The following is a 14,081-nucleotide window of genomic DNA, read 5'->3' as shown; positions in this document are numbered from 1 at the left end:
CCCAGGCTAGCCATTCCCCCGGCGCAGTACCATGTCCGAAGCCCGCCCCTGCACAGGAAGACGACGGGAAGGACCAGACATGAGCACCACCCGGACGGTCCGCGGACGCCCCGCCACCCCCAGTGAACGCGTGCGCGACGTCGTCAACGGCTTCGCGGCACGGAGCCCGTCGCGGTTCGCCATCCTGGTGTTCGCGCTGCTCATCCTCGTCTTCACGCTGCTGTTCTCGCTGCCGATCTCCTCTGCGAACGGCCAGTGGACAGGCCTCGCCGACTCGCTCTTCACCGCCATGTCGGTGATCTGCGTGACCGGCCTCTCGACCGTCGACATGGCCACCCACTGGTCCTACTTCGGCCATTTCCTGGTGTACATCGGCGTGCAGGTGGGCGCCGTCGGCGTGCTGACCATGGCGTCCATCCTCGGGCTGGTGGTGTCGCGGAAGCTCGGCCTGCGCGCCAAGCTGATGGCCGCCGGCGACAGCAATCCGCTGCGCGTGCACGGCGGCCCGGTCGACGAGGGACAGGCGGTGCGACTCGGGGATGTCGGCAAGCTGCTGACCACGGTCGCCCTCAGCATGGTGGTCATCGAGGGCGCGGTCGCGCTGCTGCTCTTCCCACGGATGCTCATCGCGGGGATCGACGTGGGCACGGCCGTCTGGGAGTCGCTGTACTACTCGGCCATGGCGTTCACCAACACCGGCTTCACGCCGAACACCGAGGGCATCGACGCCTTCGCGACCGACTACTGGTTCCTGAGCGCGCTGATGATCGGCGTGTTCCTCGGGGCCATCGGGTTCCCGGTGATCCTGGCCATCGCCTCCAACCTCCGGCTCAAACGGCGCCGGTGGTCCATCCACGTGAAGCTGACGCTGCTCACGTCGCTGATCCTGCTCGTCGCGGGCGCCGTGCTCTACATCGTGCTCGAGTACGACAACCCGAAGACGTTCGGACGCCTGGATGCGGGTCACACGATCTTCCAGTCCCTGTTCCTCTCGACGATGGCACGCTCGGGCGGCTTCTCGACCATCCCGATCGACGACCTCCACGGGTCGAGCCTGCTGGTCACGGACATGCTGATGTTCATCGGCGGCGGGTCCGCATCCACCGCCGGGGGCATCAAGGTGACGACGCTCGCCGTCCTGTTCCTGGCCGCTTTCGCCGAGGCGCGCGGGGTGGAGCCGATGGACGCGTTCCGCCGGCGCATCCCGACCGACGTCCTGCGCGTCTCCGTCGCCATCGCCCTGTGGGGAGCGACGATCGTCGCCGTGTCGACCATCCTGATCACGCAGATCACGAAGGCGCCGCTCGACCACGTGCTCTTCGACGTGATCTCCGGCTTCGCCACCTGCGGCCTCACGACGGGACTGACGGAGCGGTTGCCGGACGCGGGCATCTACATCATGGCCGCGACGATGTTCTGCGGGCGCGTTGGTACAGTGACTCTCGCTGCCGCCCTCGCCCAGAGGCAGCGGCGGCAGCTGTACCAGAACCCGGAGGAGAGGCCGCTCGTTGGTTGACCGGATCAAGCACAACGCCCCCGTGCTGGTGATCGGCCTCGGCCGGTTCGGCGCGGCGACCGCCGGGCAGCTGGACCGGCTCGGCCGCGAGGTGCTGGCGATCGACACGGACGCGGGGCTGGTGCAGAAGTGGGCCGACCGGGTCACGCACGCGGTGCAGGCGGACGCCCGCTCGATGGACACGCTGCGGCAGATCGGCGCGGAGGACTTCTCGATCGGGGTCGTCGCGGTCGGCTCGTCGATCGAGGCCAGCGTGCTCATCACGGCCAACCTGGTCGACCTGAAGGTGCCGCAGATCTGGGCGAAGGCGATCTCGAAGTCGCACGGCAAGATCCTGGAGCGGATCGGCGCCAACCACGTCATCTACCCGGAGGCGGAGGCGGGCGAGCGCACTGCGCACCTGGTGTCCGGGCGGATGCTGGACTTCATCGAGTTCGACGACGACTTCGCCCTGGTCAAGCTGTACCCGCCGAAGTCGATCCGCGGGATGCGCCTGGGCGACTCGGGCGTGCGCTCCAAGTTCAACATCACGGTCGTCGGCGTGAAGAGCCCCGGCCGTCCCTTCACCTACGCGACCTCCGACACCGTGGTCTCCGACCACGACCTCGTCATCGTCTCCGGGGCCTCCGCCGACATCGAGCGCTTCGCCTCCCTCGACCCCTGACTGCCCCCCCTCCCTCGTCTCTCCCTCGCCTCTCCGCCCTCCGTCGAGTACACGAAAAGCGCACGCGACTCGCCGTATTCGCGTGCACTTTTCGTGTACTCGACGGTGGGGGCTGTGGATAAGCCGCGGGCGGGGCGCGCGGACGGTTGAGTGGAGGCATGGATGAGATCGGCACGCGCACCCGGGACCTGATGGCGCATGGGACGTCCCGACGTCAGGTCTACGGGACGCGGATGCATCGGCCTTTCCATGGGATGCGGACGGAGGCTCCTCCCGAGGACCATCTCGCGCAGTGCCGGGCCGCCAGCGTGGTGCTGCCGCCGTACTCGCTGTTCAGCCACCGGTCGGCGGCGATGATCCACGGGCTCCCCCTGCCGATCTGGGCTCTGCCCGAGAAGGTCGAAGTCGCGGTCTTCGAGCCGAACCGTCCACCACGGCTCCGCGGCGTGCGCGCCCATCAGCTCACCGCGGACGAGCACCGCTGGTCGGTGGTGGATGGGCTCCGAGTCGTCAGCGCCCACGACACCTGGGCTCAACTGAGCAGCCTGCTCCCCGTCCCCGACCTCGTCGCGATCGGCGACTACCTCATCACCGGCGACGAGCCGTACTCCGGGCTCGCACCGCCGGCGACGCGGGCGGACCTGGACGCGGCGGTCCACCGTCACGGCCGTCGCCGGGGCGTCACCGCCCTCCGTCAGGCGCTCGAACGGGTGCGGTACGGATCACTCTCGCCCCAGGAGTCGCGGCTCCGGGTGGCTCTCGAGGACGCGGGCCTTCCGTCGCCCGAACTGAACCATGTCGTCCACTCACCGGTGGATGGGCGACGCGAGGCAATGATCGACCTGGCGTATCCGGACGCTCACGTCGCGATCGAGTACCTCGGCGATCACCACCGCTCCGACCCGGACACCTATCGCCACGACATCCGCCGCCGCGAACGCCTCATCGAACTCGGCTGGGACGTGATCTTCGTCACCGCCGCCGATCCGTTCGACGCGGTCGCCCTCCGCGTGCGCCGGGCGCTCCGCCGATCGAGTACACGATAAGTGCACGCGACACGCCGCCAGGGCGTGCACTTTTCGTGTACTCGACGGAGGGGGGACGGGCGGGGTTAGCCGGCGGCTAGTTCGCGGGCGCGGGCCAGGGCGGCGTCGGTTGCGCGGGCGAAGAGGGTGGGGAGGTCGGCGGACTGGAGGACGGCGATCGCGCGCTCGGTGGTGCCGTTCGGGCTGGTGACGCGGCGGCGGAGCTCGGCCGGGTCCTCGCCGGACGAGACGAGGAGGTCGGCGGCGCCGAGGAAGGTTCCGTTCACGAGCGTGGCCGCCTGCTCCGAGGTGAAGCCCTTCTGCACGGCGGCCTCCGTCAGGGCCTCGATGAGGAGGAAGACGTAGGCCGGACCGGAGCCGGAGATCGTGCTCAGCGCATCCAGCTGCGACTCCGGCACCTCGACGACCTCGCCGACGGTCTCGAACAGGGCGCGGACGAGCGCGAGGTCGCCGGCGTCGGTGTGCGTGCCGGCGCTGACGCCGGTGACGGCCTTGCCGACGACGGCCGGCGTGTTCGGCATGGCGCGGACCACGGACACGGTGTCCGGGAGCAGCGACTCCATCGTCTCAGCGGTCACACCGGCGGCGACGCTCACGACGACCGTGCCGGGCGCCAGCGAGTCGCGGATCTCCGCGAGCAGGTCGCGCACCATGGCCGGCTTCACGGCGACCACGACGACGCCCGCGCCGTCCACCGCGAGGCGGTTCGCGTCGGCGCGGGTCTCGGTCGCGTAGGCGGTCACGCCCGGGGTCCCGGCCAGCTCCGCAGCGCGCGCCTCCGACCGGTTCGTCACGCGGATGCCGGCGACCTGCACGCCGGGTGCCAGCAGCCCGCTGAGGATCGCGCGGCCCATCGAGCCCGCCCCGAGCATCGCGATGGTCGGAAGGGTCACGTTCTGCGCGTCGTCCATGGCTCCATCCTAGGATTGGAGACATGAGCGCATCAGGTGGGACCAGGGCCATCGTCGCCGCCTTCGCGGCGAACCTCGGAATCGCGCTGACGAAGTTCATCGCGTGGGTGTTCTCCGGCTCGTCGTCGATGCTGGCGGAGGGCGTGCACTCGCTCGCCGACTCCGGCAACCAGCTGCTGCTCCTGCTGGGCGGCCGCCGGTCGCGGCGCAGCGCGGATCGGGAGCATCCCTTCGGCTACGGCCGCGAGCGGTACGTCTACGCCTTCGTCGTCTCGATCATCCTCTTCTCGGTCGGCGGCGTGTTCTCCATCTACGAGGGCATCGAGAAGCTGACGCACCCCCATCCGCTCGAGAACGCGTGGCTGCCCATCCTGGTGCTCGTCATCGCCATCTGCCTGGAGTCGTTCTCGCTCCGCACCGCCGTGCACGAGTCGCGGCCGCACAAGAAGGGGATGTCGTGGCCGCAGTTCATCCGGCGCGCGAAGGCCCCTGAGCTCCCTGTCGTGCTCCTCGAGGACGTCGCCGCACTGACCGGCCTCGTCTTCGCGCTCATCGGCGTCGGCATGACGATCATCACGGGCGACAGCGTGTGGGACGGCATCGGGACGCTGCTGATCGGCGCCCTGCTGGTCGCGGTCGCCGTCGTGCTCGGCATCGAGACGAAGAGCCTGCTGGTCGGCGAGGGCGCGAGCGACGCCGACGCCGCAGCGATCGAGCGGGCCATCACGTCGGGCGATGAGGTCGAGCGGATCATCCACATGAAGACGCTGTACCTCGGTCCGGAGGAGCTGATGGTCGCGGCGAAGCTGGCGTTCTCGGGCGAGCACCGTCTCGCCGACGTCGCCGCCGCGATCGACACCGTCGAGCGCCGCATCCGCGACGCCGTGCCGGCCGCCCGGGTCATCTACATCGAACCCGACGTCTGGATCGACCCGAACGATCGGGCGCCCGCCACCGACACCATCGTCATCAAAGGACTCGAGTGACCCGCACCGCCGTCATCCTGCAGCACGACCCGAGCATCCACCTCGGCAACATCGGGCCGGTGCTCACCGAGCACGGCTATGACCTTCGGATCGTGGATGTGACGACGGAGGACGTGTCGTCCATCGACCCGGCGGAGGCGGACCTCGTGGTCGTGCTCGGCGGGGAGATGGGCGCGTACCAGACGGACGAGTTCCCGTTCCTGCAGGCCGAGCAGGAGCTGCTCCGCGCGCGGCTCGGCGCCGAGCGCCCGACGCTCGGCGTGTGTCTGGGCGCACAGCTGATGGCGGGCGCGCTGGGCCGCCGGGTCTACCGGGGTGACACCACCCAGATCGGTTACCGCCGCGTCGACCCGACGGAGGCGGGGGCCGCCTCGCCCATCCGGCACTTCGACGGCGTCCCGGTGGTGGAGTGGCACGGCGACACGTTCGAGCTCCCGGAGGAGGCGACGCTGCTCGCGTCGTCGAGCGACTACTCCAACGAGGCGTTCGCGATCGGCGGCTACGCGCTCGCGGTGCAGTTCCATCCCGAGGTCACCGACGAGATGCACGAGTCCTGGGTCGCCGACGGCTACAACGAGCTGGATGAACTGGCGATCGACCCGGATGCGCTCCGGCGCGACCGCGAGGCCTACAACGCCCGGATGCAGGAGGCGTCGCGCGCGGCGTTCTCCGAGTGGCTGGAGAGCCTTCCCGCCTGAACGCGGCTCAGCGCTTCGCGCGGAAGAAGTCGAGCAGCAGCTCGCCGCAGTCCTCCGCCAGCACCCCGGCGAACACCTCGACGCGGTGGGTCAGCCGGCGATCGCGCAGCACGTCGTAGACCGAGCCTCCCGCTCCCGCCTTCTCGTCCCACGCGCCGAACACGACGGTCGGCACGCGCGCGGCGAGCACGGCGCCCGCACACATCACGCAGGGCTCCAGGGTGACGACGAGCGTGCATCCCTCGAGGTGCCAGTCGTCGCGCGTAGCTGCGGCCTCCCGCAGGGCGAGCACCTCCGCGTGCGCGGTCGGGTCGTGCCGCAGCTCGCGCTCGTTCCGGCCGGTGCCGATCACCCGGCCCTGCTCGTCGATCACGAGGGCGGCGACCGGGACGTCCCCTGTGCCGAACGCCAGCCGCGCGTCGGCGATGGCGCGCCGCATCCACTCCTCGTAACGGGTGGGGACGGTGAGGCTCACGGCTGGATGCTCCCGGGGCTGCGGGCGGACGAGTTCGGCTAGCCTTGAGCCTATGCGAGTGCACGTTGCGGACCACCCACTCATCACCCACAAGCTGACGGTGCTCCGCGACAAGAGCACCCCGTCGCCGGTGTTCCGCCAGCTCACGGAGGAGCTCGTCACCCTGCTCGCCTACGAGGCGACGCGTGGCGTGCGCGTGGAGCCGGTGGAGATCGAGACGCCCGTCACGACGACGACCGGCGTCGCGCTGAGCGAGCCGCGTCCGCTCGTCGTCCCCATCCTGCGCGCCGGACTCGGGATGCTGGAGGGCATGGTGCGCCTGATGCCGACCGCCGAGGTGGGCTTCCTGGGCATGGTCCGCAACGAGGAGACGCTGGAGCCGACCACGTACGCCGAGCGCCTGCCGATGGACCTCTCCCACCGGCAGTGCTTCGTGCTCGACCCGATGCTCGCGACCGGCGGTTCGCTCGGCGCCGCCATCGACTTCCTGTTCCAGCGGAACGCCGTCGATGTGACCGCGATCTGCCTGCTCGCCGCCCCGGAGGGTCTCGCGGCGTTGGAGAAGGCGACCGAGGGCCGCAACGTCACCATCGTGCTGGGCTCGCTCGACGAGCGCCTGAACGAGAACGGCTACATCGTGCCCGGTCTCGGAGACGCCGGAGACCGCCTCTACGGCACGGTCTGATCGCCTGCAATAAACCGTAACCATTTGACACCGCGCGTCACGATCGGTTTTACTGTCCAGCATGACTGACAACGCGCGTACCCTGACCTCCTTCGAGGCCCTTGGGAATGCCGGCATGATGATGGCCGGCCGCGACTCGGTCATGTGTTGCCGAATGTGTCGCTAATCTGACGACCCTTCGCCGAGCAGTCGCCCTCCGACGTCACCCCGTCGCGATCGGGCGCACGCTCCCCGGGAGCGCCACACTCACGCTCCCGCGCATCGGCCCCTCTCTGTAGGGCCACAACACAACACTCCCCGCACAATCCCTGCACCTCCGCGTACCCGCGGAGTCTCGTCGCACCGGGATGCGGAACATCATCACTAAGGACGCGATCCCCATGTCTCTGGCCACCATCGACACCGCCTACCCCCGCACCTCCTCCGTCTCGCCGGTCAGACCGGTCCGAGCCGCCGCTCCGGCTCCCGCCGCTGCCGCTACCGCCGCTCCCGCCGAGCAGGCACCCCGCATCCGCGCCGTCCCCGAGGGGACCGAAGCCCGCGGGTTCGTCCTCTACGTCGGCATCGACGAGGCCAAGGCAGCCGCCGACGGCACCGACCTCGGCCGTATCGTCGAGGCGCTGAAGCGCCTGACCGCCGAGGTCGCGCCCTCCGCCGAGACCTACGCCGCCGTGGCGCTCGCCCCGGCCGGCGCCGGCGGCCGCGACGTGGACGTCGTGCGCCTCGCCCTGCAGGACCCGTCGGCGGTCGCGAAGCACCGCCAGGCCGTCACGATCGACGAGGACGAGGACCGCGCCGCCTCCGGCGTCGTCGTCGACATCTCGCGCAAGCGTCTCGTGCTCGACAACCAGACGGTCGCGCTCACCTACAAGGAGTTCGAGCTGCTGCAGTACCTCGTCCTGCGCGAGGGCCGCACGATCGAGCGCTCCGAGCTGATCAGCTCGCTGTGGAGCGACGCGGACGAGGACGAGGTGCCCAACGAGCGCACCATCGACGTGCACGTCCGCCGCCTGCGCGCCAAGCTGGGCCGCTACGAGGACATCGTGCGCACCGTCCGCGGCGTCGGCTACCGCTTCGACCGTCACGCCGACGTGTCCATCCGCTACGCGAGCGCGCCCTCCCCCGACCTGTTCTGATCCGGCCGTTCTGGCCCGGCCGGCCCGCTGACTGCGGTAGCCAGAGGGCCGATCGACGATGCAGTAGGCTCGCCGACGGGAGCGCGGAAGCGCCGGGGAACGACCCGCACGCGCGGCCCGCAGGGGGAAATCCGGCGTGGATCCGAGACGGAACAACTTCGACGTTCTGAGGCTGCTGTTCGCGACGCTGGTGATCTTCTCCCATTCGTTCGCGCTCGTCGGCCAGGCGGAGCCGGTGCTCTGGGGCCGGACGCTCGGCAACCTCGGCGTCCACGGGTTCTTCGTGATCAGCGGCTACCTGATCGTGCAGAGCTTCCTGCGCAGCCGGTCACTGCTGCAGTACGGCATGAACCGGGTGCTCCGCATCGTGCCGGGGCTCGTGGTGGCGCTCATCCTGTCGAGCCTCATCGCGCTGAGGCTGCACAGCTTCGCCAACAATCCGGTCCCGTACATCTCGAACGGGCCGGTGTGGACACTGACCTGGGAGGTCGTCTGCTACGCGGCGGTGGCCGTGCTCGGCATCGTCGGGGCCCTCAACCGGACCGCCTTCCCCGCCGTCTTCGCGGCGGGCTGGGTGCTCTACCTGGCGGGCATCGGCGACACGTCCGACTTCATGCTGGCGATCGTGCCGATGTTCCTGATGTTCGCGGCGGGTGCGCTCTTCGCCCTGTACCTCACGAAGATCAGGCTGGAGGTGCTGATCCTCGCGCTGATCGGTCTCGCGCTCACGGCGGACTTCGGCGTCTTCTCGGCCGTCGTGCGCTTCGTGATGGCCGGGGTGCCCTTCCTCTACGGGCCCGACGTGAGCCTTGGCGAGATCCACCGGGTCATCTATCTCGCATCCTTCCCGGTGGTCGTGATCTGGGTGGGCAAGCTGGCCCGGCCGTCGCTCCCGCTGCGGAACGACATCTCCTACGGCACGTACATCTACGGCTGGCCCGTGGCGCAGGTGCTGGTGTTCGCCGCGCTCAAGTGGGCGCTGCCGCTGAACCCGTGGCTGCTGTTCCTGGCGACCATGCTGATCACCCTGCCCATCGCCTACCTCTCGTGGAGGCTCATCGAGAAGCCGGCGCTCGGGCTGAAGCGGCGCTTCCGCAAGCGCGCTCCTGCTCCCGCTCCGGAGCCGGAGTCCGCGGGGCCGGAGTCCGCGGAGGAGGAGCGGCCGGAGCCGGTCGGCGTCTGACCGGGCCGGCTCCGGCCGCGCGGGTCAGCGCGAGCGTTGGTAGACGCGGAAGGCGCTCGTCGCCCAGGCGGCCATGACGACCGCGAGGGCCAGGAGCAGCCCGGCATGCGCCCACAGAGCGCCCCAGTCGGGATGCGCGCTGAGCGCCTGGCGTCCGACGATCACGGCCCACTCGAACGGGTTGTACGCCGCGACGTTCTGCACCCATTCCGGCGACAGCTTCGTGTTCATGATCGCGGAGCTGAGGAACATGAGCGGCAGCGTGATGAGCTGCGAGATGCCGATCAGCGCGGTCTGCTCGCGCGCCAGCAGCGCGACGGCGTTCGACAGCGAGCAGAACACCGCGGTCAGGAGCACGACTCCGAGCAGCAGGAGCAGGATGCCGGCCAGGCCGCCGTCGAACCGCGCCCCCGCCCAGAACGCGATCGCCAGCACCACGAGCGACTGCGCGACCGCGAGGATCGACTGGTACACGAGGGTGGAGACGATCATCGCCCCGCGGTTGGTCGGCGAGGTGAGGAAGCGGTCCATCACGCCGCGGTCCATGTCCTGGATGTAGACCGTACCCGACCAGGCGCTTCCGAACAGGGCCAGCATCATGACGACGCCCGGCGTGAGGTACTCGAGGTAGCTCTGGCCGACGCCGAAGCCGGGGATCTCGATGACCGACTTGAACAGCTGCCCGAACAGCAGCAGCCAGATCACCGGCTGCACCAGATTCATCACCAGGAAGGCCGGCATCCGCCACGCCGCGCGCAGCTGACGGCCGGTCAACAGGAGCGTGTGACGGAAGAAGGTCGGGCCGCCGCGGCGCAGGGTCCGGGACGGGGTGACGGCGATGGTGGTCACGATGCGCTCTCCAGAACGGACTCGGCGGACTCCTGCGCCCGCGTGAAGGTGCGGCCGGTGTGCCGCAGGTAGACGTCGTCCAGGCTCGGCCGGGCGACCGTGGCGGAGGCGACGGCGACGCCGGCGGCCTCCAGGGCGGCGAGGGCGAGCGGGAGCGTGGCCGCTCCGCTGTCGGCGCGGGCGCGCAGCGTCCGTCCGTCTCCCCCGATCTCGCGCAGCGCATCCACCCGGTCCAGGGCGGCGAGCGCTGCGGTGGGGTCGGCGTCGCCGCGGAGCTCGACGATGATCGCGTCGCCGCGGAGCCCGTTCTTGAGCTCCTCGGGCGTGCCGCCCGCCACCACCCGGCCGTGGTCGACGATCGCGAGGCGGTCCGCGAGCCGGTCGGCCTCGTCCAGGTAGTGGGTGGTGAGCAGCACCGTCAGCTGCTCGTCGGCCGTCATCCGCTCCAGCTCCAGCCAGAGCTCGGCGCGGGCCTCGGGGTCGAGTCCGGTGGTCGGCTCGTCCAGGAAGAGCACCTCCGGCCGGTGCATCAGGCCGATCGCGACGTCCAGCTTGCGGGCCATGCCGCCGGAGTATGACTTCACCTGCCGTCCGGCGTGGTCGGTGAGGCCGAACCGCTCGAGGAGCTCACGGGCGCGGGCTGTGGCCTCCCGCCCGGAGAGCCCCTGCAGCCGCCCGGCCAGCACCAGGTTCTCGGCGCCGGTGTCGGACGGGTCGGACACCGGCTTCTGGGCGACGAAGCCGATGACCCGCCGCACGCGGGATGGATGCCGGGCCACGTCGATCCCGGCGACGTACGCGGCGCCCGAGTCGGGGCTCGCCAGGGTGGACAGGATCTTCATGGTGGTCGACTTGCCGGCTCCGTTGGGGCCGAGCAGACCGAAGACGGTCCCGGCCTCGACCTCGAAGCCGAGGTCGTCGAGGGCGCGGACGGCGGGCTTGCCCCTGCCGCCGCTGTAGGTCTTCACGAGATGGGCGGCGGCGAGCGCCGGCCCGGTTGCGGGTGCCATGGTGGCTTTCCTCTCTTTTTCGATGGCAGCCACCGGCACGGGGATATCCTTGAAGACAGCCCTCGGTGACTGTTGACGCAGGTTCCTCACGGAACGACTGAAGGTGTGGATGGCCGGAGAGTTGCCGCTCTCCGGCCATCGTTCATGCTCGCCCGAGTTATGTAATCGGTTCGGGGTCGGCCGCCTCCTTCCCGAAGGCGCCGGCGGCGATGCGCTCGGTCAGCTCCTCCATGCCGACTCCGTCGGCGAGCAGCCGGTGCAGCTCCTCCCAGGCGTCGTACCCGCCGATCGAGCGGTCGCGGATGCGGGCGGCGAGGTCGGCGACGAAGGCGCGCTCGGCCTGCAGCACGGCCACCCGGTAGTGGAACTCGACCATGAACAGTTCGGGCAGGCCTTTCGTCTGCTCCTGCAGCAGACGGCGCGCGGCCAGGTCGTCGTCGATGCGGTCGCGGCGGCTCTCCAGCAGGCCGGCCGCCACTTGCGGCGGCAGCATCGGCAGCAGCGAGAGCCCGGTCTCGATCGCCGGGTACTCCTTGACCGGCAGCTCGATCAGCTCGCGCAGCCATTCCTCGGCCTCTCGGCGACCCGACTCGGTGATGGCGTAGACCACGCGCTCCGGCCGGTTGCCCTCCCGCTCCGTCTGCGCGACCTCGATGAAGCCGTGCTTCTCGAGCGACTTGATGACCGAATACAGGGAGCCGAAGTTCAGCCGGATGCTGTCCTCCTTGCCCCGCTCGCGCATTGTGGTGGTCATCTCGTACGGATACATGGGGCGCTCCCAGAGGCACGCCAGCACGGCGAGAGCCAGCGGATTCGCCACAGCTCGCTTCGCCACAGGACACCTCCGATCGATTACTCGAAACAGAGTATTCGATTTCGGATGATCACGTCCAGCGCTTTCGCAGCTTTTCCGTCACGAACGCCTGCGGCCTCCGTCGTAATGAGCGGCGGGCGCAATCGCGCCGCCGCCCATCCACCCCAGCGAAAGAGAACGCATGTCCACTGCCACGTCCACCGCCAAGCTGAACACGATGTCCATCCTGGGCTTCGTCTTCGTCTTCATCGCCAGCCCGCTCGCCGTGATCTTCGGCGCTATCGCCCTCTCGCAGATCACCCGCACGGGTGAGCGCGGCCGCGCCCTCGCGCTCTGGGCCATCGCCCTCGGCGCACTGAAGCTCGTGTTCGGCTTCGTCCGCGTCATCCTCGCCGTCACGATCGGCTGGGATGCGGGCTTCTTCACGTACGTGTGGTGACGTCGCCGGTGCACCCTCGTGATCAGCGGACCGTCGCTCGATAGAAGATCGTCTGCACCGGGATCGTGGTGGGGGCGGCCCCGTATTCGGCGTCCAGCCGCCGGGCCACCTCCGCCACGACCGCGTCGAGGTCGGCGGATCGGCGCCGCAGCTGGTCCGCGACGGGGTTGCCCCGGATGAGGCCGTCGGCGAATCCCTCCCAGGAGACGACGGGTGCGTCGTGGGGCACCACGTCGATCCGCACGGACCGGAATCCGGTGGACTGCGCGAGGGTGCGCAGGGCCTGAACGTCGCTCAGCCGGAACGGCACGCTGTAGAACGGCGGCGGGTCGTCCGGGAAGGTCTCCGCGAGGAGGCCGTCGACGATCGCGGCGAAGCGGTTCTCGGCATGACTGTCCCAGACCGAGAAGTGGAAGACACCGTGTGGCACCAGGACGCGCCGCGCCTCGCGGAACGCCCTCGGCAGCTCGGGCACGAACATGATGCCGAACTGGCAGGCGACCGCGTCGAACGACGCGTCGGGGAACGGAAGCGCCTGCGCGTCGGCCACCTCCACCCGGGCGGTCGCGGGCAGCGCCTGCCGTGCGAGCTCGAGCATCTCGGCGTTGAGGTCGGTGATCACGAGCTGGGCGTCCCGGTTCCGGGCCGCGATGGCAGCGGACGAGATGCCGGTGCCGGCCGCGGTCTCGAGGATGCGCCGCGGGCGCCCCTCGGCGACGGCCGCCCCCAGCACGTCGGCGTAGTGGCGGAACAGCACCGGTCCGAGACCGGAGTCGTAGTGTTCGGGGATCGAGCCCTGGAAGGCCGTGGAGTCGTCCACGAGCCCGACCATAGCGCCCAGCGTCCCGCTGGAGAACGCATAAACAATTCGCAGAAAAAATAACGACTTGGTAACTAGATGCCGTTACCTCTTCGTTATATAGTTCAAGAGCAATGGTTGTTTGCTGTGGCAGCCATCGCGGAATGTGATTGCAGGACACTCTTGGTGCAAGGGAGAGGGCCGGCCGCTAGCCTCTGCGGTCGGCCCTCAATCTTTTCCCCCGCCCGTCCTCTCATGCGCCTCCCCTCCTCCCGTCCCGTGGTGGCACGGATGCTGACCAACGCTCATGATGAGAAGATGCGAATGCATTGAGCAGGTGCGGGAGGGTGTGCCATGGCCGAGACGGCGACGCAGGGATCGACGAGTCGCGCGCGGATCAGCGCGGTGGCCGCCTGGGAGTCGTTGTTCCGCGCACAGGTCGCTGTGATGCGGACGCTCGCGGCGGAGTTCCCGACGCGGGACATCTCGTTCAACGAGTACGACGTGCTCTTCAACCTGTCGCGCCAGCCGAACCGCGAGCTCCGGCTGCGCGATCTGAACAAGCACGTGCTGCTCACCCAGCCGAGCGTGAGCCGTCTCGTCGACCGGCTCGTCGCCCGCGGGCTCGTCGCCAAGGAGCCGGAGCCCTCGGACGCGCGCGGCACGCTGATCCGCCTGACGGACACCGGATTCGAGATGTTCCGGCGGGTCGCCGTCGACCATATGAAGACCATCACAGATCGGGTCGGAGGCCGTCTCTCGCCCGAGGAGCTCGAGACCCTCGCCGATCTGTGCGACAAGCTGCGCGATCCCTCCTGACCCCATCCCCGCCCGGATCCCTCCACAGGTTCGGGACACCTTCGCTCTTCC

General features: G+C 69.6%; 16 protein-coding genes. 10 read left to right on the top strand and 6 right to left on the bottom strand.

Annotation, left to right across the window (positions count from 1 at the left end; all coding sequences use genetic code 11):
• Positions 1 to 79 precede the first annotated feature (79 nt).
• The 3 genes from J2W45_RS14960 to J2W45_RS14950 all read left to right on the top strand — a co-directional run bounded on the left by J2W45_RS14960 (position 80) and on the right by J2W45_RS14950 (position 3,226).
• Positions 80 to 1,516 (top strand): TrkH family potassium uptake protein, encoded by a 1,437-nt coding sequence (locus J2W45_RS14960; RefSeq protein ID WP_310133363.1) that lies wholly within the window; start codon positions 80 to 82, stop codon positions 1,514 to 1,516.
• Positions 1,509 to 2,180: a potassium channel family protein gene (locus J2W45_RS14955; RefSeq protein ID WP_310133360.1), complete on the top strand. Its 672-nt coding sequence runs from the start codon at positions 1,509 to 1,511 to the stop codon at positions 2,178 to 2,180. Before J2W45_RS14960 ends, J2W45_RS14955 begins: the two co-directional genes overlap by 8 nt.
• Positions 2,181 to 2,338: 158 nt before the next feature.
• A complete protein-coding gene (locus J2W45_RS14950; protein ID WP_310133357.1) occupies positions 2,339 to 3,226 on the top strand; it encodes a hypothetical protein in 888 nt (295 codons plus the stop codon).
• A gap of 65 nt (positions 3,227 to 3,291) precedes the next feature.
• Here J2W45_RS14950 and proC read toward each other — a convergent pair whose 3' ends face one another.
• Positions 3,292 to 4,137: a pyrroline-5-carboxylate reductase gene (gene proC, locus J2W45_RS14945; RefSeq protein ID WP_310133356.1), complete on the bottom strand. Its 846-nt coding sequence runs from the start codon at positions 4,135 to 4,137 to the stop codon at positions 3,292 to 3,294.
• A gap of 23 nt (positions 4,138 to 4,160) precedes the next feature.
• Here proC and J2W45_RS14940 point away from each other — a divergent pair, with 23 nt between their 5' ends.
• Positions 4,161 to 5,123, top strand: coding sequence for a cation diffusion facilitator family transporter (locus J2W45_RS14940; protein WP_310133352.1), 963 nt, complete (start codon positions 4,161 to 4,163; stop codon positions 5,121 to 5,123).
• The gene (locus J2W45_RS14935; protein ID WP_310133350.1) at positions 5,120 to 5,821 is read left to right on the top strand and encodes a glutamine amidotransferase; all 702 of its coding nucleotides are present in this window, start codon (positions 5,120 to 5,122) and stop codon (positions 5,819 to 5,821) included. Before J2W45_RS14940 ends, J2W45_RS14935 begins: the two co-directional genes overlap by 4 nt.
• 7 nt (positions 5,822 to 5,828) lie before the next feature.
• On the opposite strand, the gene tadA is transcribed toward J2W45_RS14935, so the two are convergent.
• A complete protein-coding gene (gene tadA, locus J2W45_RS14930; protein WP_310133348.1) occupies positions 5,829 to 6,296 on the bottom strand; it encodes a tRNA adenosine(34) deaminase TadA in 468 nt (155 codons plus the stop codon).
• Positions 6,297 to 6,348: 52 nt separating this feature from the next.
• On the opposite strand from tadA, the gene upp reads away from it, so the two are divergent.
• The 3 genes from upp to J2W45_RS14915 all read left to right on the top strand — a co-directional run bounded on the left by upp (position 6,349) and on the right by J2W45_RS14915 (position 9,300).
• On the top strand, positions 6,349 to 6,981 hold the full coding sequence (upp, locus tag J2W45_RS14925) for a uracil phosphoribosyltransferase (protein WP_310133346.1): 633 nt from the start codon (positions 6,349 to 6,351) through the stop codon (positions 6,979 to 6,981).
• 380 nt (positions 6,982 to 7,361) lie between these two features.
• On the top strand, positions 7,362 to 8,117 hold the full coding sequence (locus J2W45_RS14920; protein WP_310133343.1) for a winged helix-turn-helix domain-containing protein: 756 nt from the start codon (positions 7,362 to 7,364) through the stop codon (positions 8,115 to 8,117).
• A gap of 136 nt (positions 8,118 to 8,253) precedes the next feature.
• The gene (locus J2W45_RS14915; protein ID WP_310133341.1) at positions 8,254 to 9,300 is read left to right on the top strand and encodes an acyltransferase family protein; all 1,047 of its coding nucleotides are present in this window, start codon (positions 8,254 to 8,256) and stop codon (positions 9,298 to 9,300) included.
• 24 nt (positions 9,301 to 9,324) lie between these two features.
• On the opposite strand, the gene J2W45_RS14910 is transcribed toward J2W45_RS14915, so the two are convergent.
• The 3 genes from J2W45_RS14910 to J2W45_RS14900 all read right to left on the bottom strand — a co-directional run bounded on the left by J2W45_RS14910 (position 9,325) and on the right by J2W45_RS14900 (position 11,994).
• The gene (locus J2W45_RS14910) at positions 9,325 to 10,149 is read right to left on the bottom strand and encodes an ABC transporter permease (protein WP_310133340.1); all 825 of its coding nucleotides are present in this window, start codon (positions 10,147 to 10,149) and stop codon (positions 9,325 to 9,327) included.
• Positions 10,146 to 11,159 (bottom strand): ABC transporter ATP-binding protein, encoded by a 1,014-nt coding sequence (locus J2W45_RS14905; RefSeq protein WP_310133338.1) that lies wholly within the window; start codon positions 11,157 to 11,159, stop codon positions 10,146 to 10,148. The genes J2W45_RS14910 and J2W45_RS14905 overlap by 4 nt, the downstream gene beginning before the upstream one ends.
• Positions 11,160 to 11,316: 157 nt before the next feature.
• Complete coding sequence (locus J2W45_RS14900) at positions 11,317 to 11,994, bottom strand: PadR family transcriptional regulator (RefSeq protein ID WP_310133336.1); 678 nt, start codon at positions 11,992 to 11,994, stop codon at positions 11,317 to 11,319.
• A gap of 160 nt (positions 11,995 to 12,154) precedes the next feature.
• Here J2W45_RS14900 and J2W45_RS14895 point away from each other — a divergent pair, with 160 nt between their 5' ends.
• Positions 12,155 to 12,412 carry a DUF4190 domain-containing protein gene (locus J2W45_RS14895; RefSeq protein WP_310133334.1) on the top strand — a complete coding sequence of 86 codons (258 nt, stop codon included), beginning with the start codon at positions 12,155 to 12,157 and terminating at the stop codon, positions 12,410 to 12,412.
• 22 nt (positions 12,413 to 12,434) lie between these two features.
• Here J2W45_RS14895 and J2W45_RS14890 read toward each other — a convergent pair whose 3' ends face one another.
• On the bottom strand, positions 12,435 to 13,232 hold the full coding sequence (locus J2W45_RS14890; RefSeq protein WP_310133332.1) for a class I SAM-dependent methyltransferase: 798 nt from the start codon (positions 13,230 to 13,232) through the stop codon (positions 12,435 to 12,437).
• A 333-nt stretch (positions 13,233 to 13,565) separates the two neighbouring features.
• Here J2W45_RS14890 and J2W45_RS14885 point away from each other — a divergent pair, with 333 nt between their 5' ends.
• Complete coding sequence (locus tag J2W45_RS14885; protein ID WP_310133331.1) at positions 13,566 to 14,030, top strand: MarR family winged helix-turn-helix transcriptional regulator; 465 nt, start codon at positions 13,566 to 13,568, stop codon at positions 14,028 to 14,030.
• Positions 14,031 to 14,081 lie beyond the last annotated feature (51 nt).

Origin of the sequence: Leifsonia shinshuensis, from assembly GCF_031456835.1 — a bacterium.
Lineage (GTDB): Bacteria > Actinomycetota > Actinomycetes > Actinomycetales > Microbacteriaceae > Leifsonia > Leifsonia shinshuensis_C.
The sequence above is the reverse complement of the archived record's forward strand: the minus strand, read 5'-3'. Positions and strand labels throughout refer to the sequence as shown.

Bases quoted from the DNA above. Each gene is read 5' to 3' on its own strand.
- J2W45_RS14960 (WP_310133363.1), top strand. From the start codon at position 80: ATGAGCACCACCCGGACGGTCCGCGGACGCCCCGCCACCCCCAGTGAA.
- J2W45_RS14950 (WP_310133357.1), top strand. From the start codon at position 2,339: ATGGATGAGATCGGCACGCGCACCCGGGACCTGATGGCGCATGGGACG.
- proC (WP_310133356.1), bottom strand. From the start codon at position 4,137: ATGGACGACGCGCAGAACGTGACCCTTCCGACCATCGCGATGCTCGGG.
- J2W45_RS14940 (WP_310133352.1), top strand. From the start codon at position 4,161: ATGAGCGCATCAGGTGGGACCAGGGCCATCGTCGCCGCCTTCGCGGCG.
- upp (WP_310133346.1), top strand. From the start codon at position 6,349: ATGCGAGTGCACGTTGCGGACCACCCACTCATCACCCACAAGCTGACG.
- J2W45_RS14920 (WP_310133343.1), top strand. From the start codon at position 7,362: ATGTCTCTGGCCACCATCGACACCGCCTACCCCCGCACCTCCTCCGTC.
- J2W45_RS14905 (WP_310133338.1), bottom strand. From the start codon at position 11,159: ATGGCACCCGCAACCGGGCCGGCGCTCGCCGCCGCCCATCTCGTGAAG.
- J2W45_RS14895 (WP_310133334.1), top strand. From the start codon at position 12,155: ATGTCCACTGCCACGTCCACCGCCAAGCTGAACACGATGTCCATCCTG.
- J2W45_RS14885 (WP_310133331.1), top strand. From the start codon at position 13,566: ATGGCCGAGACGGCGACGCAGGGATCGACGAGTCGCGCGCGGATCAGC.